Origin of the sequence: Peribacillus sp. V2I11 (assembly GCF_030817135.1) — a bacterium.
In the GTDB taxonomy this organism is placed as follows: Bacteria; Bacillota; Bacilli; order Bacillales; family DSM-1321; genus Peribacillus; species Peribacillus simplex.
The window spans coordinates 2,774,577-2,795,006 of sequence record NZ_JAUSYW010000001.1 but is presented as its reverse complement, the minus strand read 5'-3'; the positions used below and the strand labels follow the sequence as shown (position 1 = coordinate 2,795,006).

Here is a 20,430-nt window from a genome sequence, read left to right as displayed (position 1 = left end):
CTTTTTTCGTCCATCCCTTGAACGAGTAAGAACGGGTAAAGCAAATTTTTTTATGGGAAACCATTTTAATGATTATTATTTAACGCTCTTCAATGAATCATTTGTACCCATTACAATATGCGGCTTTTGCACGGGATCCATCCATTTCAGTAAACTGAGGACATTCTTTTCGGCTGTGGCTGTACATCCCGCCGTCGGCTTTGCAGCCCCTCTCCATATATGAAGAAAGATTGCACTGCCTTTTCCTTTTATGATGGGATTCGTATTATAATTGATGACCGCGCCATACCTATAGAGTTCATGATTCATCCTTTCAAAAGACTTCCATTTAACTGCAGGATTTCCTTTATAGGTCTTCCACTTGTTATAATCCTTGGATATCTGATCATCAATCCAATAGTCATATTTGGTCGCTTTCTTATAACTTATTTTCATTCCGGCCGGATTCGTTTCGCTTCCAAAGGCCGTACCAAATGGATAAATTCCAACCGGGGATTTCCCATCACCCTCTTTTTTGCTCTTCGTGAAGCCGTTCTTTCTAATGACACCCTCCATCTTATTCAATGCCCTGCGCCATTCCCCTTGTTTCTTCTCAAAAGTTTGGATCGTTACCTTTGTATCACTCATCGATTTACCTGTCACCGATACAACTTGGTTAACGCCTTTTCTCCTATCGAATTTCTTCAGAAGAGCTTTTTCATCGGTACTGAAAACCTCTTTTACATCTGCCATATTGATATATGCGATCTTTTTTGAGTGACAGACTTTATACCAGTTTCCAGTTCTCCCGCTTGCCGATAATTCTTTATTTTTCTTATAAGTTTTTAATGTTTTGCTTGCGGCCGACGCCTTTTCTTTCACATCCGCAGCAGACTTCATGACAATCTTGAATTGAGTCGCTTCGCAACTTGTTTTCGTTTCAGCTTTCGCAAGATTCGCTATTTGGATGATTAAAAGGGCTAAAAGGGCGGCCATCAACAATCTTTTCATGATCCCATCCTTCCGTAGTGATTAAATATCTAATTATTCTAAAAAATCTTGTTATCATCATAACATAGTAAATAAGGATGAATCATATTTCTTTCCCGTTTTTATCTAAATCCAGTCAATTTTAGGCAAATCATATTGCTTGGCCGGGACCTCAGCCAATTCATAAAAATGTTTGAGGAAGGACTCATATTGTTGGGAGGATTTCGTGATGGCAGATATTTTATCCTCCAATTCATTCGTCCTTGATTCCGACGTTTTTGAAAAGTACTCTTCCACCGTTTCAAAATAATGAATGGGAAACAGCACCCTCGAATATAACAACCGGGCTGAAAAGCTGGAGAACGGTTCTATGGATTGATATTCGTGAAAGAAATGGCCAATACCCCGCTGATGTGTATGCACATTTTGAAAATAGTATTCCCTCACCCATTCCGCAACATCCCTGGTTCCGTGGTCAAATACCCAATCGAATGGATTTTTGATCCACTTATTGCTTTTCCAGGTATCATGTAAAAAACGTTCATAACATACGGTTCCACTATCGACAATTTGCGGGGTATCATCAATTTCCGTGTCGACTAAATATTGAATCGCATTTTCACCTAGGACCATATAATAGGGAAAGGTTTCTATAAATAATTTTTCAAACTGGTTATCAGGATGGGCGTTGAGCTTATCCCGCCAAATCTTTTCTAACTGATCGATCCTTCGTTCCCAGAGTTCTTTCCATTTACCGATCCTTGAACATGTTCGAATCGTTTCATTAATATTTCTCCCACGCTGATGAAATCTTGCCAAACGTCTTCCAGGGTTGAAGTTTTTCGGACCTTCCAATGCCTGATTGGCAAGAAGGATGAATAATTGTTCATCCGCTTCCGAAACATAACTTCCATGATTGGCAAGGACAAAGGCGGATACGTGACGATCTCCTTGTGAAATCAGATGTTGAGACATTATATGCCGTTCAACTAATTCCTCCTGCTCCATATTTTCAATGGGAACGATGCTGTAAACCATATTTCCTGAACGGAAGCTTGGAAACCTGCTATTGGTTTCTTCAAGCTCCACCTGTATGCCATAATTATTAAAAATGATTTCTTCTATCATAGAATGGCCCCCTTCATCAAATGGATATAATAGAAATATTGGACATCATATACTTATATATATGTGGAATAACCCGTTTTCTGAATGATTATCGAAACCTTATTAGAAATTCGAATCAAAACATCCTTCATGGGTTTTCATTTTAATCAAATCAAACTACCTGCATTAGAACTATCACTTTAAATTATAGAGAAATGGGTGATGACATGGCTAATATTGAACAATCAATGTCTGAAAAAACGGCTCGAAGATGGCTAATTGAACGAGGAGTGAAATTGGAGGATATCGCTGAGCTTGTCATGTATTTACAATCTGGCTACCATGAAAATCTCCAAATGTCCGATTGCCTTCACAATGTCGAACGGGTCCTTTCAAAACGCGAGGTCCAAAATGCCATCCTTACCGGCATTCAGTTGGATATTCTAGCTGAGAAAAAACTGCTCGAGGAGCCTCTGCTGAGCATCATTGAAATAGATGAAGGCCTATATGGGGTCGATGAAATATTGGCTTTTTCAATTGTGAATGTTTATGGATCCATCGGCTTTACCAATTATGGTTTCATCGATAAACAAAAGCCGGGTATCTTAAAATATTTAAACGATAAAAGCACAGGTAAGGTGAACACCTTTTTAGATGATATCGTTGGGGCAATTGCAGCTGCCGCTTCAAGCCGGCTTGCCCATAGAACCGAAAATGCGGAATAGTGAACTTATGAAATTCACGACATAAAAAAACCAGGGCTGCATTCGCAGGCCTGGTTTTTTTCATTCGAAACGCCATAAGTCGAGGGTGTCCACCACATACGTCGGCTGCTCCTTATATTGCTTTAAGCGTTCTTTTGTCGTTACGCCAGTATGTACAAGCAATGTATCGATTCCTGCATTAATGCCGGCAAGGATATCCGTATCGTAGTTATCGCCAACCATGATTGTCTCCTCTTTAGGAACCCCTAATACTCTTAGTGCTTGCTCCACTATTACGGATTCAGGTTTTCCAATGAAAATCGGCTGTACCTGCGTCGAAACGGAAACAACGGAGGTCAAGGCACCATTCCCGGGCAAAAGGCCTTGCTCAGTGGGAATGGCAATATCACCATTGGTCGAAATGAAAACAGCGCCATTTCTTACAGCAAGACAGGCTTTTGACAACTTTTCATAATTGACGCCGCGGTCGATGCCCATTACCAGAAAGTCTGGATGCTCTTCCACAAGCTTCATTCCTTTTTCCTTAAGAGCCTCGATGATGCCTTCTTCACCCACCACATAGACCGATGCATCTTTCTTTTGTTCAGCTATGTAATTGGCAGTGGCCATGCTTGTCGTGAAAACCTGGTCATCCTCCGTCGATATGCCGATGCTTCTCAATTTATCCGCTACCTGTGCCGGAGTCCTGGATGAATTATTGGTGACGAATAAATAAGGGATACCCCTTTTCCTTAGGTCATTAATAAACCCTGCCGCTTCCGCAATTTGTTCAGTTCCGCGATACATGGTGCCATCCAAGTCAATTAAATATCCTTTATACGACTTCATTTGAATTCGCCTTCCTAACGCTTCTAGTTTTTAAAAGCTGAAACAGGTCCCAATTCATTTGTTAAATAGTTCCTCACCAAATCAGGGAATTTCTTGAATGCCTCGATATTTTCCGAAAATACGGCATGCAGTTCATTGTGATTCACTTCAATGAAGTCTTGAACCAGCATTTTCCTTAATGGCAAAACCTTTTTGAATTGTATCGCTTTTTCTTCTGAAATCACTTTTTCATCTTGAAGGATATCGATGATATCTTCATAACTTCCTGGATCACGCATAATAAAACCATCAATTACCGCATTTCCTACATCCAACACGGAATCGATGGAAGTTTGTATGAGCCTTTCAGCGATAAGTTCCGAAAGGTCTCCATCCCAATTATCATGCCCTTCAAAAAGTCCAAGCTGCTTTTCAAGAAAACCTAATATTTGTTCAATCTTTTGGCGGTCTACAAAGTACATTTTTTCCAGATCCTTTCTGATCTAAGATGATATAGGGAATCATTGGTTGAATGAGCGGCATAATTAAAACCCTGTGCCGAACCAACCTTATTCCTTGATAATACCATAGCTTCTCCCTTACTCTCAATTCCTTCAACCACAACCTTTGTACCATCCAATTACTAACAGGAGCAGATTCACTCCAACAAAACCAATTCACGATCCGATTTATATTCTTAACCATTTTCATTTAATCGATGAACACCATGATTGCGGGCGGCTCCTTAGGCATAATGAAGAGCGACGAAGTTCTCAGCCGAAAGCCCGAAAATGCCTGTTCCCCTATTGAAGTCACTTTGTTATGATGTAACTACAAATGTGAAGATAAGAAGGGAATGATACTATGGAAGATCGTTTTTATTTATACAATGACGTCGTCGATTCAAAAACCCGGTTCATAAGTTTCATGGGAGAGGAATCAAGATTCGATCTGGCCATTACGACAACCGATCGTTTTTATGGGAAGAAGCTTGTTCTAAATATGCAGAGTAACCGTTTCGCGATTATTGGACCTGATGATTTAGAAGAGGAAGGCTATCTTGAGCATGCCTTTCAGTTGTCAGAAGCGGAAGCCGAAGAACTAAGTCACTTTTTAATGGAAATCGTCTGAAAGCCGAAGTTTTTTTTCTTAAAAGGGAAACCTACTGAATGTACGATTACATGAGGGGGGATTACCTTGGGCAAAGAAGAATACCACGATTTTTCCAATGTCGAAAAACAGAGGGATTATTTAATTCCTGAAGAATTTCCCGAAGGACCTTTTGGATCATCCATAGCAAAAGATGCACCAGTTCAAAATAAAAGCACCCCATGGCAGGAAGGGCAACGATATCAAAGTGCCTTTAATTATGAAAATAAATCGTTACATGAAGGTATACCTCGAAATTATCCTGGTGCTCATCCGACACATGATGATTCAGAAAAAGATGAACAACCTCCATATAAAGGATATGGAAACTCTTAACATGGAAGGCCAGAGTGAATTCTGGCCTTATTTCTTTATTTTCTTCACGACGAAATATGGACAGCCAAAATTGCAGTATTCATATAAATATTCACTAAGCGTGCTTATTTTCGTATCGAAGGTCGCTTTCTGATTAGAATCATCAAAAAATCCACGCAGCCTCAATTGCCCGTAACCCCAATCCCCTACTATATAATCATACTTAGTCAAAATCTCACTGTATCTGGCTTTAAAAGCTTCTTCGTTATAGCCTTCCCTTTCATCCTCGATTATTTCATAGGTCATGTTATTGATGTTAATCATTGTTTTCACCTCTCATATATACATTCCTTCTTTAAATTATAACTGATTCCCCATCAATTACTAAGCGAAAAATAGAGAAATATGTTCATCCTAAAGTTACGGGGGTGTTATTGATGAAAAAAACGATAATAACGATAGGTTTAAGCTCGATTATTGCACTAACCGGATGTGCTGACAAAGAGAAAGATCAGGGGCTCGGTGCAAAAAACAATGCCGGTAACCCAACAAACGTGAATAATCCAACTCAATATTATGACGAGGATTATCGAAATAATGACAATAAAAGTGATGATTTCGGTTTTACCCGCACCAATAGTGCAACCATTGACGGCCGTAACATTTCCAACAAAGCTGCTTCCATTGACCGTGAACAACTTTCTGATGTCATTTCTAAACTGAGTGTTCAGATTCCAAATGTCAATGATGCCGCTACCCTCGTTACTGATGAGGAAGTGCTTGTCGTATATGATACCAATACCAAGGATCGGACGGAAACCGCAGACCAAGTTAAACGTACTGCCATGTCCATCGTGCCTCGCTACTATCATGTCTACGTCAGTGATGATTATCAAGCCCTTGCCCAAGATGTCGAGAATTTCTCTACATTGAAATCCGGCAGCAAAGGGATCGACTATACGATCGAACAAACCATCAAAAGAATGCTGAAATCGCCTCAAGGATATAAAATGAGTGACGAAGAAAATGAAAACGGAGAAATGGTTAACGATAAAAGGGATCATCACGATAACATCCATCAAAAAATGGATAACCGCTGAATAAAAAAGGACCGAATTTTTTTCGGTCCTTTATTTCACTCTATTTCAATAATTCTTCACCTTTGTCTTGCTTATGTTTTGCCGCAGCATTAACCTGTTCGTCCGCATGGTAGGAAGAACGGACAAGCGGACCGGATTCACAATGGCTGAAGCCTTTTTCCAATGCACGTTCTTTCAGTTCGGCAAATTCCTCAGGCGTGTAGTATTTCAGCACCTTTAAATGCTTTTTAGTCGGCTGCAAATACTGGCCGATCGTCATGATATCCACATTATTAGCCCTTAGGTCATCCATGGTCTCGAGGATTTCCTCCCGCGTTTCACCCAGACCTACCATTAAACTGGACTTTGTCGGGATGTCCGGATACAGTTCCTTGGCTCTTCTTAAAAGCTCCAATGAACGTTCGTACTTGGCCTGAGCCCGTACACGGTCGGATAAACTTCTGACAGTTTCTATATTATGATTCAGGATATCCGGTTTAGCATCCATCAAAGTCTTGATATTTTCAAACACCCCGCCCATATCAGACGGTAATACTTCAATTGATGTAAATGGATTTTTGCGTCGGATGGCACGGACCGTTTCAGCGAAAACTTCAGCGCCCCCATCCTTTAAATCATCACGGGCAACAGCTGTAATGACGACATGCTTTAAATTCATCAAAACCACGGAATCGGCAACACGCTCCGGTTCAGCCCAGTCCAATTCATTCGGACGTCCGGTTGTAACAGCACAAAAACGGCAAGCCCTTGTACAGATTTCACCTAAGATCATGAAAGTAGCCGTTCTTCTCACTGCCCAGCATTCGTGAATATTCGGACATTTCGCCTCTTCACAGACAGTATGAAGATTTTTCTCGCGCATCATATTTTTTAAACCGAGGTAATTTTCGTTAGTATTAAGCTTTATTTTCAACCAATCTGGTTTACGAAGAATTTCTTTATTTGTAGAAGACATGAAAATGCCACTCCATTCTATAGAAATTAACACACCCTACTTTAACAATAAAAAAGCATTTAGACAAGTTATAGTTGGTTTCCCATTATTTATTTTTCATGTTTATAGCTAAATCAGCAAAACTATAAAAGATGGATGGACTGATGTCTTTAAATATGGAGAATGTCATGAAAGGAGCCTGCCCCGTTGAAAAAATTATTCCTTCTTACCATAACTTGTTTGTTTATTTTGAATGCACCAGGCCAAGTGGCTAATGCTGCCGATACCCCAGATGCTTATGCCGGGAGAATGGAGCTATATAAAAACATGGAGGCCACCCTCCAAATCCCGTGGTATTACCTTGCTGGAGCTGATCAATATGAGCACAGCCTCAGGGCTGCACGAAGGGATTTAGAGCCGGCAAAGGGTTTAATAGGCATCCACATCGAGCCTTCAAAGTGGAGCGGGGCTCTCAATCCTGACTTAAACGACGTGAACCCGCTCACGATCACATTTTTTGATGGGTTGGGTCAGGATGGCAATGGTGATGGAAAAGCAGCTATCACTAATGATACCGATCGATTGTATGCTTTTTCGAAGCATCTCCAATCTTATGGTGCAGATGAAGATAATATCCGGATCGGCTTGTGGGATTATTATAAACGAGATAAAGCCGTCAGCATCATTATCGGCAATGCCGAGATTTATAAGAAATATGGCCGGCTGGATTTACAGGAAAAGGCCTTCCCGGTTCCAGTAAGGACCCATTATACGTATTTAAATACATGGGGAAGCGCTCGTGGATGGGGCGGAAGGAGAATCCATGAGGGCACTGATATTTTTGCGGATTATAGCCTTCCCGTTCGATCCACGAGCTATGGAATCATTGAAATGAAAGGCTGGAATAAATTCGGCGGTTGGAGAATTGGGATACGGGATTTAAATAATACCTATCATTACTTTGCCCATTTAAGCGGCTTTGCCAACGGGTTGAAAGTCGGGCAAATCGTCGAGCCCGGACAAGTCATCGGAGGTGTCGGCAGTACAGGTTACGGTCCTCCGGGAACTTCCGGAAAATTCCCTCCGCATCTTCATTACGGGATGTACAAAGACAACGGAATCACAGAATGGAGCTTTGACCCTTACCCCTATTTAAGATTGTGGGAAAGGAAAGACCTGGCTAAAAGGCAAAAGTGAGCGGCGTGAATTTTACGCTGCTTTTTTTTGATTCGAACATAAACCCCTGAACTTGATGCATAGGTATTAGTAAAGGGGGCTAAAGCGTGTTCCGAAAAAGATTTCGACCGAAGAAATTCAAAAAAAAGGGGCCTCTTCCCACCCGAAAAGTATTTCTCTATTCATTTATCCTGTTTATCATATCGAGCATCATGACTCTTTGGTACGTGGACAAATCAATCGAACCCGTGATCATGAGTGTAGCCGAATATGAAATCAAACGGATTGCAACGGAAACGATTCATGAATCGGTTGATGAGAATATAGCGAAGGTTGATATGAACAAAATCATCACCAACAACAAAGGTGGTAAGGACTCCAGTTCTTCCTATAGCTTCAATCCGGTCATATACAGTGAATTGCGGGCTAACATTACGAAGGATATTCAAAAGAAGCTTGGCATCAAACAGGGAAATCCTTTTAAAACAGGTTCAGCCAAAATAAATGATGAACAATATAATAGTGTGGTCTATTATATACCATTTGGTGTCGTGACCGGGAATAACCTCCTTTCCAATTTCGGACCTGAAATCCCGGTGAAAATGTCAGTCATCGGGAATGTTGAATCGGATTTGAGGACAAAACTGACAAACGCGGGCATCAATAATGTTTATTATGAATTGATTGTGGATTTTGATGTCAATATTCAAATCGTCATACCCTCTTTCACAAAGGAGACCAAAGTTAGTCAGGAAGTGACAGTCGGAAGCCTGCTGATCGAAGGTGATGTTCCAAGTTATTTTAGTAACGGAAACGGTTCGGTGGCACCTGCCATCATGAAGGAAAACAAGGAATGAAAAAACCAGCTTATCCTTGAGGTTAGGCTGGTTCTTGTATATTGAGACATTTCATGATAAGCAAATGCAGGTTTTTATTCAAGTCCACTTCACAGGGCTCTTTTATCTGCTCCCCATCTTCTTCAAGTATCCTTATCATGGGACGGTCTCCCATCCCCTCATTTTGAGCGGATACTACCCCTTCTCTCCCGCCATTCAATTCTACGGATAGGGTCGGCCAATAAAGTCATTAACTCTTTATTCCTTTTCAGTTCGACCATGATGTTTCGGACTATTTGAGTGAACTTGACGTTAGCCTGCTCTATCGTGAATGATCCATCAAGGTTCATTTTGTTTTTCATGCCCAGGAAAGTGGCTTCAATCGTATTAATGGCTTCTCTTCTTAGTTCCCCGGACACTCCCGGGCATTGGAATAATGTCATCCGCCCTGGAATCTTGAATGTAAACAAAGGGAATATTAAGGGACACCAGTCGATTGATCATTTTCTGCGTTAATGCAAGACCCTCGCACAATAGGATATGACCCTGCTCATTATAGATGTTTTTACTGAAGCCTTGTTCCAGGGCTTAGGGACTTTATAATAGCTAGCCTCATACTTGTACTCCATTTCCACATTCAATATTTGTAAATTAAACCGATCCCTTCCTTTATAAGATTATCGGAAAATCTCTTTATAAATGAATCTGTTTGAACATATTTATTGAAAAAATATCAGCACTTTCTTTGATAAAAAAATAAGCCCCCCTTCTGGAAAAAGGAAAGCCCACCTTTTCAAATCATTTTGATTAATGCCTCTTTACCAATCATTCCTGGATGAATTCCCTTTTCCACAGCCTCCCAGGTGACTGATTCAAGCGGCGCTTCCAATAGCTCTTCAATCGATTTAACTCCTGTAGCCCTCCCTGCAAGAATTTTACGATCTTTCAATTTATCATTCAGCAGTCCAACATCTAACGCACCGCACATTATATACCCTTTTTCGGACGCGATAGCAAGTAAATTCGTTTTGGGAAGTCGGACGGAAATGGCTAGGAATGTATGATTATCAAGAATTATTGGTATCATGTTAATCAATTGGTTTCGCCCCTCTCTCCCCCATACTTTATGAAAAAAAGGGCGAAACCGTGATTTAGCGTTAGGCGTTTGTGTATATTTTTTTCAGCTTCCATAAAAGGATATCCCGTAAGAATTCCGGTAATAGGTATTTCTTGCGATTGGAGCGCTGGATACTAGGAAAGAAGTGCCCAAACGTGAACATATCAGGTATGGCCAGTTTATAGGACTTATCCGTCTGCAGTTTCTCCCCTTTTATAAGTATCTCTTTTACGATTCCATTCTCCATTTCATTAAATTCAATTTGATCATAATGCATGACTCCCATGACTTTGCCGCGGAAACCGAAACCTTTCACCTGAATATGAGGCCACTCCTCATTTCTCGATTGTATTAAGATTTCTTTTAATTCATTCCCATTAACTTCAACGACGCAAGGATTGATCGGATGTGGACAAATTCTGTGAATATCCCCTTTTGTGACAGGTCCCTTCGGCAGCCCTTCGAGCAGAAGACCGGCATTCAAAAAGGAACAATCCGCCTGACTCCACTCCCTTAGGGCCTCCCCAAGGATTTCCGTCAAAGGATTTCCTTTGAACCAATCATTATCCAGTGCTTTTGGTAAGTCCACTGCAACCTGTTTTAGCGTTTCCCCTCCGGCCTGGTATATCTCTTCAATCCATGCCCGTTCATTCTCCAATTCCCAAAAGTCATTGGTATCATAAAGAATGGCACTCTTCTGGCTAATTTTCTTTTCCTGATTGACGGTCATTTCCACCTGTCCAACAAAGAAACCATATTTCCCTGCACCGCAAAGGAGTGTATCATTGATCAATTTACCCTGGTGGAGGATGTGGTGGGTATGCGCACCAAGTATGACGTCAATCTCCGGAAAGTCCTCTGCCATCCTCTCATCATCGTGGATGCCCAGGTGGGAAAGGATGATGATTACATCCGCCTCTGTTTTGACCCTTTCGAGCTGTGCCTTTAACTCCACGAATGGTTCTGTTATTTCCCAGCCCATCGCAGAATAAAACTTTTGAAAAAAGGCTGTCAAACCTATCATGGCAATCTTGGTGCCTTTTACCGTTGTATGTATCCAATATGGCAGCGCCCATTCCGGCCTTTCATTATCACCGTAATAAATATTGGCCGCCAAGACCTTGAACCTTGCATGATCATATAAGGAGTCTAACGCATCATGAGGTAAAGTTATCCCCTCATTATTGCCGATGGTCACATATTGGTAGCCTGCTTCATTCAGCAGTTCAATATTTCCTTTACCCAACGTACCTTCTGTATATGGATGCCAGCGGTCCACATGATCGCCTATATCAAGTATGATCGCTTCTTCTCCCGTTTCTTGATGAAGTTGTCTTCTTTCTTTAAGAAACTTATCAATACGAGGCCAATTCTCAAAATGACTATGGAGATCATTGGTGTGATATAAATAAATGATTTCTGACATCATTTCTCCTCCTCGTTTATCCTGTAATACCTTGGTATATAAGACGTAAACCAATGATTATCAGCACTATTTTCAACATATTTTCCAGCGAAGCGCTCTTTAGGCGCGTATTGATGAGTGCCCCCAATTTAGCACCGAACCATGCACCTGGAATCAGGGCAGAAGCATATGGCCAATTTACATTTCCAAGAGAAATATGCGTAATCGAATTAGTGATGGAAGATAGAAATACCATGAACATCGAAGTCGCCACGGCCATATGCGGAGGAAAGAAGAAAAGAAGCATCATGACGGGAACCATTAGGGCTCCACCGCCAATTCCAAATAACCCGGAGCTGAATCCCACGACAAAAGAAATCAATACAGCTATCAAGGGGTGGTAACCATAAGAAAATGAATGTCCATTTTCAGTTTTATACATCTTAACTATTTTCCCTTTTCCAGGCTTGAAAAGCATTGGCTTCAAACGATTTTTCACTAATAACACGATAGCCATGAAAACCATGAAAATTCCAAAGTACAATGAAAAAGCTTCGGCGTTAAGGTTTTTATTCACATAGGCCCCTATTATTCCACCAGGTGCACTGCCAATAAAAAAGATTAAGCCGGCCTTATAATCCACCACTTTGTGTTTTAAATAAGATAAAGTGGAAGATAAGCCGGTAAAAATCATGATTACGGTTGAAACACCTACGGCGACCTGAGGAGTCAGCTCATCGATAATATTTGTAGATGTACCTAAATATAAAAGAGAAGGCACAATGATGATGCCTCCGCCCAGACCGACAAGAGCGCCGATTGATCCCGCTAATAATCCAATACCCACTAATACTAACCATACCATGAAGAAATCCGCCTTTACCTGTTTGTGAGGATATTACCTCTCTAGCTTGTCACATCAGCTCTTTATTAATTATATAATTCCTCTTAAAACAAACCAAGCTGCTTAGGAGCCAGTCCTTCATATTCTATACCAAGCAACTCAATCATTTGTTTGGCATTATCAGCGGCATCTCCGCCTGAGTTATTATTGAACAGGACATATATCTCCTTGGATTCCTTTTCCAATATCCTGATTTTCTCTGCCCATTCAATCAATTCATGCTGATTATATCTATATAAGTACCTGACCTCACGCCAATTATCCCCCGAAGAAGCCCTTTGCCAACCATGCAGGTTACGGCCATGAAAGCGTATCAGGGTTTTATCTTTATCGGTGGCATGGGGAACGACAGGAATGGATCCCTCTCCAGCCTGCGGCTCATCACATACAGTATGGATCCAGCCTTCTTTTTCGATAAAGTCCAAAGTTTGCTGGACTACGCCGGGTCTGTACCAGCTTTGATTCCGAAATTCTATGGCAGCTGGAATATCGCCCATTTCAGCTTTGCACCATCGCAGGTAATTCACATTTTCACGTTTACAATCAAACCATGGCGGAAACTGAAATAAGACCATCGCGAGCTTGCCAGACTTCTGATAAGCTTCCAGAGAGTCGCAAAATGCCTTGAACATTTCCTTCTTACTTTCAAATGGGATTTCCCCACGCTGATGTCCCGTCATCCCTTGATACGCTTTAACGATAAACTGGAATGATGCTGGCGTCTCGGACACCCACTTTTCACTGTTCCTCTTGGGCTGGACTGCATAAAATGAGGCATCCACCTCCACAACGGGAAAATGAGCCCCGTACTCTTTAAGTTTATCACGTTGGGACACACCGCCATGATACAAACTATCATGATCACCCCAACCGGTCACACCAACATAAATCATCTGCATCATCACTCCTTCGGGACTGGCCCCATTTCCTGACTTCTTCTTTTGTCATTTTTTTACCCTTATTGAGCCATATCTAATCTTTGGTATAAGCGTGTTGAATATCAAAACAAAAAGCCTGCCAGACAGACCCGGCAGGCTTTTGTATGAATGTTATCCTTAATCGCCTTACAGGCAGGCCAGTCGGTTATTAGCCGATGGAGCCTTCCATTTCGAACTTGATCAGACGGTTCATTTCAACCGCGTATTCCATTGGAAGTTCTTTTGTAAATGGTTCGATGAAGCCCATTACGATCATTTCCGTTGCTTCTTGCTCAGAAATTCCGCGGCTCATCAAGTAGAACAATTGTTCTTCAGATACTTTGGAAACCTTCGCTTCGTGTTCAAGGGAAATGTTATCATTCAAGATTTCATTGTAAGGGATTGTATCAGATGTAGACTGATTATCCATGATTAATGTATCACATTCAATGTTGGAACGAGCTCCATCCGCTTTACGTCCGAAATGAACGATACCACGGTATGTTACTTTACCGCCCTGTTTAGAAATTGATTTTGATACGATAGTTGAAGATGTATTTGGCGCTAGGTGAATCATTTTTGCTCCAGCGTCTTGGTGCTGGCCTTTGCCGGCAATGGCAATGGACAATGTCATACCGCGGGCACCTTCACCTTTCAAGATGACAGCTGGATATTTCATTGTCAATTTGGAACCGATGTTACCATCGATCCATTCCATTGTTGCGTTAGCGTCACAAACCGCACGTTTCGTAACCAGGTTAAACACGTTGTTTGCCCAGTTTTGGATTGTCGTGTAACGGCAGTAAGCATCTTTCTTGATGACGATTTCAACAACCGCACTATGAAGGGAGTTAGTTGTATAAACAGGAGCTGTACAACCTTCTACATAGTGAACGGATGCGCCTTCATCAACAATGATTAGCGTACGTTCGAATTGCCCCATGTTTTCAGAGTTGATCCGGAAATAGGCTTGAAGCGGAGTATCCACTTTAACGCCTTTTGGTACATAGATGAAAGATCCACCTGACCAAACTGCTGAGTTCAATGCAGAGAATTTATTGTCAGTGGGCGGGATTGTTTTTCCAAAATGCTCACGGAAAATATCTTCATTTTCACGAAGTGCTGAGTCCGTATCTTTAAACACGATACCCAGATCTTCCAATTCCACTTTCATGCTATGGTAAACCACTTCCGATTCATATTGAGCAGATACGCCGGCAAGATATTTTTGTTCGGCTTCTGGAATTCCTAATTTATCAAAAGTCTGTTTGATTTCATCAGGAACTTCATCCCAAGACTTCTCTGATTTCTCCGAAGGCTTAACATAGTATGTGATTTCATCAAAGTTCAGGCTCTGCATGTCGCCGCCCCATTGAGGCATTGGCATGTTGTAAAAATGCTCCAATGATTTCAAACGGAAGTCAAGCATCCATTGCGGTTCATCCTTCATTCGAGAAATTTCTTCCACGATTTCTTTTGTCAGACCACGCTTTGAACGGAAGATGGAAACATCTTTATCCGCAAAGCCATATTTATAATCGCCGATTTCAGGCATTTTCTTTGCCATAGCTCGTATTCCTCCATTTCAAATGGCTGAATTACAACAGCTCATTTTAATTTAATTATTCCTTCAATCCCTTTTCCATGGCTTTCCAAGCTAGGGTCGCACACTTGATTCGGGCTGGGAATTTAGAAACACCTTGAAGGGCTTCAATATCCCCAAGGTCCATCTCATCGTCGTATTCTTTTCCCTGGATCATTAAGGAAAAAGTCTCGGACATCGCTAGAGCAGTATCAACGTCTTTGCCCTTAATGGCCTGAGTCATCATGGAAGCCGAACTCATGGATATCGAACATCCATCACCATCGAATTTAACATCGCTGACCTTGCCATCTTCAATCTTCATCGTTAAACGAATCCGATCGCCGCAGGTTGGATTATTCATATCGATTGTCATGCTTCCATCTTCTAGCATGCCCTTATTACGTGGTTTCTTATAGTGATCCATAATGACTTGACGGTAAAGTGTATCTAGGTTATCAAAAGACATTACTGAAATACTCCTTCGTTTTAACAAGCCCGGACACGAGCTTATCAATATCTTCTTCCGTGTTATATAGATAGAAACTTGCTCTTGCTGTCGATGATACATCAAGCCATTTCATTAATGGCTGTGCGCAATGATGACCGGCACGGACAGCAATTCCATCTGCATCAAGAACGGTAGCGACATCATGTGGATGTACATCATTAATATTAAAGGTTACTACACCCGCACGCTTTTCTGCATCTTTAGGACCGTATATGGTCAGCCCTTCAACTGCTGACATTTTCTCCATTGCATAAGCTGCGAGCTTATGTTCATGCCGTTCAATATTATCCAAGCCGATTTCTTCCAAGAAATCAATTGCAGCTCCAATGCCGATGGCTCCGGCAATGATTGGGGTACCGCCTTCGAATTTCCACGGGAGTTCTTTCCATGTAGACTCATATAAACCTACAAAATCAATCATCTCTCCGCCGAACTCAATCGGCTCCATTTTTTCCAGAAGCTCTTTCTTGCCATATAATACCCCGATACCTGTTGGACCGACCATTTTATGACCTGAGAAGGCAAAGAAATCACAATCCAAATCACGGACATCCACTTTTAGATGCGGCGTGCTTTGTGCCCCGTCCACAACCATTACAGCATTGTGTTCATGGGCAATTTTTGCGATTTCCTTCACAGGATTGATAACACCAAGTACATTCGAAACCTGCATGATGGAAACGATTTTCGTTGCATCCGTAATTGTAGCCCTCACATCATCAAGGGAAATCGTGCCATCCACCTGAAGCGGAATATACTTCAGTACAGCGCCTTTTTCTTTGGCAAGCTGCTGCCACGGAATGATATTACTGTGATGCTCCATGTAAGAGATGACGATTTCGTCACCCTCTTTAACATTTGCTCCACCGTAACTTCTTGCTACAGTATTTAAAGAAGTCGTCGTGCCTCTAGTGAAGATGATTTCTTCTGTAGAAGAAGCATTAATGAATTTACGTACCTTTTCACGTGCACCTTCATACGCATCCGTAGCCTTTGTTCCTAGTGTATGCACCCCGCGGTGAACATTCGAGTTGTAACCGCGGTAATATTGCTCAATCGCTTCAATCACTGCAGCCGGTTTTTGAGAGGTTGCAGCACTATCTAAATAAACTAATGGCTGACCATTGACTTCTTGATCTAATATTGGAAAAAGCTTACGAATTTCGTATGGGTTCATTACTGTACTTTCCTTTCAATGACCGCTACTAATTGTTTTTTAACTCCCTCAATTGGAAGCTGGTTAACAACAGGGGCCAAGAATCCGTGAATGACAAGTCTTTCTGCTTCTTTCTTTGTAATACCACGGCTCATTAAATAATACAGTTGAAGCGGGTCAACACGACCGACGGAAGCAGCATGACCAGCCGTTACATCATCTTCATCAATCAAGAGGATTGGATTGGCATCTCCGCGTGCTTTTTCACTTAACATCAATACGCGTGATTCTTGTTCGGCATTAGCCTTTGTGGCACCATACTCTATTTTCCCAATTCCATTGAAAATGGAGGAGGCGGCGTCTTTCATGACACCGTGCTTAAGGATATAGCCCTCAGAGCGTTTGCCAAAATGAATGATCGCTGTCGTAAAGTTCTGTTTTTGTTCCCCGCGTCCGACTACAACGGTTTTAGTATCACCGTGAGAGCCATCGCCCATTAGATATGTTGTATTATCTGAAATCGTATTTCCATCGTTCATCAGTCCAAGTGCCCACTCAATGCGAGCGTCACGTCCTGCCACTCCACGGCGGTTAACATATGTCGTGAAGCCTTTTGAAAGGGTATCGACCGCCCCGTATTCGACTTTGGCATTCGCATTTGCAATTACTTCCGTTACGATGTTGGCAATCCCTTCGTTAGACTCAACCGTTGAGAAGTAGTTCTCTACATATGTGACAGAGCTATTATCTTCCGCTACGATCAAGACATGGTTGAAAAGTGTAGTATCTGGATTATCCAACAGGAATACCGATTGAATCGGCTCTTTGATTTCTACATTTTTTGGTACATAAAGGAATGCTCCCCCATTAACTAATGCAGCATGAAGTGCTGTTAAACGATGTTCATCTATTTTAACGCCGTCTTTCATGAAATATTTTTGCACGAGCTCAGCATGGTCACGGGCCGCTGTTAAAATATCCGTAAAAATGACGCCTTGTTCTTTCACATTTGCTGACAGATTGATATGTGCCGGCGTATTATTGCGTTGAATGTATAAGTTTTCATTTTCTTCAATGATGGATTTAATTTCTTCCGGAAGCTCCTCTAAAGAGGCAAAAGCTTCACTTTCAACCGTATGGGTCTTGAAAGAAGTAAAATTCCATTTATCGATCTTCGTTTTATCCGGTTTTGGCATCGGGAGCTTTTCTAATTCAGAAAACGCTTGAATCCGAAGCTCGGATAGCCAAGCTGGATCATTATTTTTAGTTGAATAGGAGCTTATATCCTCTTGTTCAAACGGTAATTTCGTTTCTGTAGTCATTGCAAATCCTCCTACTTACGCTTCTTCGCCAACAGTTTCGTCTTCAATGCCCAATTCTTGTTTAATCCAGTCATAACCTTCCGCTTCCAAGCGGGCAGCAAGTTCAGGACCGCCTGATTTTACGACACGTCCTTGCATCATAACATGTACGAAATCAGGAGTGATGTAATTTAATAGACGTTGGTAGTGAGTGATGATCAAGCATCCAAAGTCTTCTCCGCGCATTTCGTTGATTCCTTTTGAAACGACTTTAAGTGCATCGATATCTAGACCTGAATCAATCTCATCCAGGATTGCAATTTTAGGTTGGATCATCATTAATTGAAGAATCTCGTTGCGTTTTTTCTCTCCGCCTGAGAAACCTTCATTCAAATAGCGTTGCGCCATATCTTCATCCATTTCAAGGAATTCCATTTTTTGGTCCATTTGACGGATGAATTTCATCAATGAAATTTCATCGCCTTCTTCACGGCGTGCGTTAATGGAAGAACGTAAGAAGTCAGCATTTGTAACACCGCTGATTTCACTTGGATATTGCATAGCTAGGAATAGACCTACACGAGCGCGCTCGTCTACTTCCATTTCCAATACATCTTCACCATCGAATGTGATGCTTCCGCTAGTTACTTCATATTTAGGGTGACCCATGATCGCTGATGATAAAGTGGATTTACCAGTTCCATTTGGTCCCATGATCGCATGGATTTCTCCACCTTTGACTTCAAGGTTTACCCCTTTTAAAATCTCTTTACCTTCAATTGATACGTGAAGATCTTTAACCGTTAATGTAGAAGCTGACATAATAATACCTCCGTGAACTAATTCCAATTTTATTACCAGAAAGTAAAGATTACTTTCTTAACTATAATTTACGTAAAAGCATTCTCACTTTATTCTCATTCCAATTTTATAACAAATCCAATTTGGAATCAACTAAATAGATAGAGGTTTCCACTTCTTCCATGTTAAAAACCTGTCCTATTCTTACAATACTAACAGATATAGCCTGTTTACTGCATATACATACTTATTTTAGCTTTTGTTAAAATTATCTTATTATTCGGCAAATCTTCGTCCTTATTAATATATGTGCGATGAATTCAATTGCAAGGTATGAATGTTCCGCTTTAAAAAGAAAAAGATCGGACTGTCAGGCATTATGTAAGTTCATCCAATAAGGAAACCCCTTATTTTATGGACCATTTACCATTTTACCTCTACAGACCGATCTTTTAAAGAATTCTTTTATATGCTTAGCCGTGAATTTTGCGTTGTAGGTCCTGGACCATTTTGTTGCACTTTACATGTTCCCTATCCCGTTCTTTCTCAACCTCGATACGGAGGTCTAAGTTTCTACTGTACTCACTGTAGCCAATCCCATGTGAAGACTGCATCGCCTTTTCCATTTCGCTTGTTACATTTAAATCTAGAGTATTGATAGTGAACCATCCTTTCAAATTTGTGTATCATTTTATTACCTTCATCATCTCTATACCCTTCACTTTCATGATTAAACATGAAAAAACGACCTGAATTAAATCAGGTCGCCATTCTTGAATCATTTATCCGCCGGTACAACTGCACCATCGTATTCTTTAAGGATGAAATCTTGAATTTCTTTAGAATGCAATACTTCTACAAGCGCTTTTATTGCTTCTTTATTTTCGTCACCTTTGTTTACTGCAATGACATTCACATATGGTGATTCCGAATCTTCAATTGCAATCGAATCTTCAATCGGATTCAAACCTGCGTCAATTGCATAGTTGGAGTTGATCAAGACAGCATCGCCTTCGCCGCTCTCATAAATTTTAGGAAGCAGTGCCGCTTCATATTCAGCATCGAATTTAAGGTTTTTCTTATTTTCAACGATGTCTTTAGTTGTAGCCGTCGTTTTATCGATGCCTTCTTTCAAAGTGATCAGGCCATTCTTTTCTAAAAGGGATAAAGCGCGTCCATGATCAGCGACAGAGCTGCTCAAAATGATTGTTGCCCCATCAGGAAGTTTATCGATGCTTTTATATTTTTGTGAGTATAGTGCTATTGGCTCGATATGGATTCCGCCAGCATTGACGAAATCATATCCATTTTCTTTAATTTGCGCCTCTAAGTAAGGAATGTGCTGAAAATAGTTAGCATCCAATTCCTTATCATTCAACGCCTTATTCGGTAAAACATAGTCCTGGAATGTTTCGATTTCCAATTCGATTCCTTTTTCTTTAAGAAGCGGCTTAGCTTCCTCGAGGATTTCAGCATGCGGAACATTGGATGCCCCTACAACTAATTTCTTCGATTCTTTCTCCGTATCACTGCCGCTTTTATCCTTTTCACTTCCACAAGCAGCCAAAGCGATAGATAACACTAAAATTAATGCAAATCCTAAAAACTTTTTCATCCT

The 20,430-nt window shown here is 41.1% G+C and carries 24 protein-coding genes; 6 read left to right on the top strand and 18 right to left on the bottom strand.

The features are described 5' to 3' along the window. Positions 1 to 75: 75 nt before the first annotated feature. Both QFZ73_RS13455 and yutH read right to left on the bottom strand, forming a co-directional pair. Positions 76 to 990: a L,D-transpeptidase family protein gene (locus QFZ73_RS13455; protein ID WP_307266829.1), complete on the bottom strand. Its 915-nt coding sequence runs from the start codon at positions 988 to 990 to the stop codon at positions 76 to 78. Positions 991 to 1,095: 105 nt separating this feature from the next. Next, the gene (yutH, locus tag QFZ73_RS13450) at positions 1,096 to 2,097 is read right to left on the bottom strand and encodes a spore coat putative kinase YutH (protein ID WP_307266826.1); all 1,002 of its coding nucleotides are present in this window, start codon (positions 2,095 to 2,097) and stop codon (positions 1,096 to 1,098) included. 206 nt (positions 2,098 to 2,303) lie between these two features. Here yutH and QFZ73_RS13445 point away from each other — a divergent pair, with 206 nt between their 5' ends. Then, positions 2,304 to 2,801 (top strand): phosphatidylglycerophosphatase A family protein, encoded by a 498-nt coding sequence (locus QFZ73_RS13445; protein WP_063234039.1) that lies wholly within the window; start codon positions 2,304 to 2,306, stop codon positions 2,799 to 2,801. Positions 2,802 to 2,861: 60 nt separating this feature from the next. On the opposite strand, the gene QFZ73_RS13440 is transcribed toward QFZ73_RS13445, so the two are convergent. Both QFZ73_RS13440 and QFZ73_RS13435 read right to left on the bottom strand, forming a co-directional pair. Continuing rightward, positions 2,862 to 3,629 carry a TIGR01457 family HAD-type hydrolase gene (locus tag QFZ73_RS13440; RefSeq protein WP_251426557.1) on the bottom strand — a complete coding sequence of 256 codons (768 nt, stop codon included), beginning with the start codon at positions 3,627 to 3,629 and terminating at the stop codon, positions 2,862 to 2,864. Between the two features lie 23 nt (positions 3,630 to 3,652). Then, positions 3,653 to 4,090, bottom strand: coding sequence for a DUF86 domain-containing protein (locus tag QFZ73_RS13435; RefSeq protein WP_251426558.1), 438 nt, complete (start codon positions 4,088 to 4,090; stop codon positions 3,653 to 3,655). Positions 4,091 to 4,472: 382 nt separating this feature from the next. On the opposite strand from QFZ73_RS13435, the gene QFZ73_RS13430 reads away from it, so the two are divergent. Beyond that, positions 4,473 to 4,739, top strand: coding sequence for a DUF3055 domain-containing protein (locus QFZ73_RS13430; protein ID WP_061465473.1), 267 nt, complete (start codon positions 4,473 to 4,475; stop codon positions 4,737 to 4,739). A gap of 66 nt (positions 4,740 to 4,805) precedes the next feature. Next, positions 4,806 to 5,093 carry a cytosolic protein gene (locus tag QFZ73_RS13425; RefSeq protein WP_251426560.1) on the top strand — a complete coding sequence of 96 codons (288 nt, stop codon included), beginning with the start codon at positions 4,806 to 4,808 and terminating at the stop codon, positions 5,091 to 5,093. 27 nt (positions 5,094 to 5,120) lie between these two features. Here QFZ73_RS13425 and QFZ73_RS13420 read toward each other — a convergent pair whose 3' ends face one another. Continuing rightward, positions 5,121 to 5,396 carry a YutD family protein gene (locus QFZ73_RS13420; RefSeq protein ID WP_034310177.1) on the bottom strand — a complete coding sequence of 92 codons (276 nt, stop codon included), beginning with the start codon at positions 5,394 to 5,396 and terminating at the stop codon, positions 5,121 to 5,123. 113 nt (positions 5,397 to 5,509) lie between these two features. On the opposite strand from QFZ73_RS13420, the gene QFZ73_RS13415 reads away from it, so the two are divergent. Next, the gene (locus QFZ73_RS13415) at positions 5,510 to 6,172 is read left to right on the top strand and encodes a YhcN/YlaJ family sporulation lipoprotein (protein ID WP_251426562.1); all 663 of its coding nucleotides are present in this window, start codon (positions 5,510 to 5,512) and stop codon (positions 6,170 to 6,172) included. A gap of 40 nt (positions 6,173 to 6,212) precedes the next feature. On the opposite strand, the gene lipA is transcribed toward QFZ73_RS13415, so the two are convergent. Then, positions 6,213 to 7,127: a lipoyl synthase gene (lipA, locus tag QFZ73_RS13410; RefSeq protein ID WP_251426564.1), complete on the bottom strand. Its 915-nt coding sequence runs from the start codon at positions 7,125 to 7,127 to the stop codon at positions 6,213 to 6,215. A 186-nt stretch (positions 7,128 to 7,313) separates the two neighbouring features. Between lipA and QFZ73_RS13405 the strand changes: the two genes are divergently transcribed. Beyond that, positions 7,314 to 8,303: a M23 family metallopeptidase gene (locus QFZ73_RS13405; RefSeq protein WP_373458931.1), complete on the top strand. Its 990-nt coding sequence runs from the start codon at positions 7,314 to 7,316 to the stop codon at positions 8,301 to 8,303. A gap of 86 nt (positions 8,304 to 8,389) precedes the next feature. Further along, the gene (yunB, locus tag QFZ73_RS13400) at positions 8,390 to 9,139 is read left to right on the top strand and encodes a sporulation protein YunB (protein WP_063234032.1); all 750 of its coding nucleotides are present in this window, start codon (positions 8,390 to 8,392) and stop codon (positions 9,137 to 9,139) included. 158 nt (positions 9,140 to 9,297) lie between these two features. On the opposite strand, the gene QFZ73_RS13395 is transcribed toward yunB, so the two are convergent. The 12 genes from QFZ73_RS13395 to QFZ73_RS13345 form a co-directional block, all read right to left on the bottom strand. Next, a complete protein-coding gene (locus QFZ73_RS13395; protein ID WP_307266800.1) occupies positions 9,298 to 9,561 on the bottom strand; it encodes a hypothetical protein in 264 nt (87 codons plus the stop codon). A gap of 350 nt (positions 9,562 to 9,911) precedes the next feature. Further along, positions 9,912 to 10,214: a YunC family protein gene (locus QFZ73_RS13390; protein ID WP_251426568.1), complete on the bottom strand. Its 303-nt coding sequence runs from the start codon at positions 10,212 to 10,214 to the stop codon at positions 9,912 to 9,914. Between the two features lie 61 nt (positions 10,215 to 10,275). Beyond that, the gene (locus tag QFZ73_RS13385) at positions 10,276 to 11,661 is read right to left on the bottom strand and encodes a bifunctional metallophosphatase/5'-nucleotidase (protein ID WP_307266797.1); all 1,386 of its coding nucleotides are present in this window, start codon (positions 11,659 to 11,661) and stop codon (positions 10,276 to 10,278) included. A 16-nt stretch (positions 11,662 to 11,677) separates the two neighbouring features. After that, entirely contained in the window at positions 11,678 to 12,505 is an 828-nt protein-coding gene (locus QFZ73_RS13380) for a sulfite exporter TauE/SafE family protein (protein ID WP_251426572.1), read from the bottom strand. A gap of 83 nt (positions 12,506 to 12,588) precedes the next feature. Then, on the bottom strand, positions 12,589 to 13,437 hold the full coding sequence (locus QFZ73_RS13375; RefSeq protein WP_307266793.1) for a DUF72 domain-containing protein: 849 nt from the start codon (positions 13,435 to 13,437) through the stop codon (positions 12,589 to 12,591). A 193-nt stretch (positions 13,438 to 13,630) separates the two neighbouring features. Further along, positions 13,631 to 15,028 (bottom strand): Fe-S cluster assembly protein SufB, encoded by a 1,398-nt coding sequence (sufB, locus tag QFZ73_RS13370; protein WP_144478059.1) that lies wholly within the window; start codon positions 15,026 to 15,028, stop codon positions 13,631 to 13,633. Between the two features lie 55 nt (positions 15,029 to 15,083). Continuing rightward, positions 15,084 to 15,512, bottom strand: coding sequence for a Fe-S cluster assembly sulfur transfer protein SufU (gene sufU, locus QFZ73_RS13365; protein ID WP_034310148.1), 429 nt, complete (start codon positions 15,510 to 15,512; stop codon positions 15,084 to 15,086). Continuing rightward, positions 15,502 to 16,731: a cysteine desulfurase gene (locus QFZ73_RS13360; RefSeq protein WP_307266787.1), complete on the bottom strand. Its 1,230-nt coding sequence runs from the start codon at positions 16,729 to 16,731 to the stop codon at positions 15,502 to 15,504. Before QFZ73_RS13360 ends, sufU begins: the two co-directional genes overlap by 11 nt. After that, entirely contained in the window at positions 16,731 to 18,032 is a 1,302-nt protein-coding gene (gene sufD / locus QFZ73_RS13355) for a Fe-S cluster assembly protein SufD (RefSeq protein WP_251426577.1), read from the bottom strand. Before sufD ends, QFZ73_RS13360 begins: the two co-directional genes overlap by 1 nt. Positions 18,033 to 18,047: 15 nt before the next feature. Continuing rightward, entirely contained in the window at positions 18,048 to 18,833 is a 786-nt protein-coding gene (gene sufC, locus QFZ73_RS13350) for a Fe-S cluster assembly ATPase SufC (protein WP_034310141.1), read from the bottom strand. Positions 18,834 to 19,285: 452 nt separating this feature from the next. Further along, the gene (locus QFZ73_RS29150; RefSeq protein ID WP_472673127.1) at positions 19,286 to 19,426 is read right to left on the bottom strand and encodes a YuzK family famiily protein; all 141 of its coding nucleotides are present in this window, start codon (positions 19,424 to 19,426) and stop codon (positions 19,286 to 19,288) included. Between the two features lie 164 nt (positions 19,427 to 19,590). Further along, complete coding sequence (locus QFZ73_RS13345; RefSeq protein WP_307266778.1) at positions 19,591 to 20,427, bottom strand: MetQ/NlpA family ABC transporter substrate-binding protein; 837 nt, start codon at positions 20,425 to 20,427, stop codon at positions 19,591 to 19,593. Positions 20,428 to 20,430 lie beyond the last annotated feature (3 nt).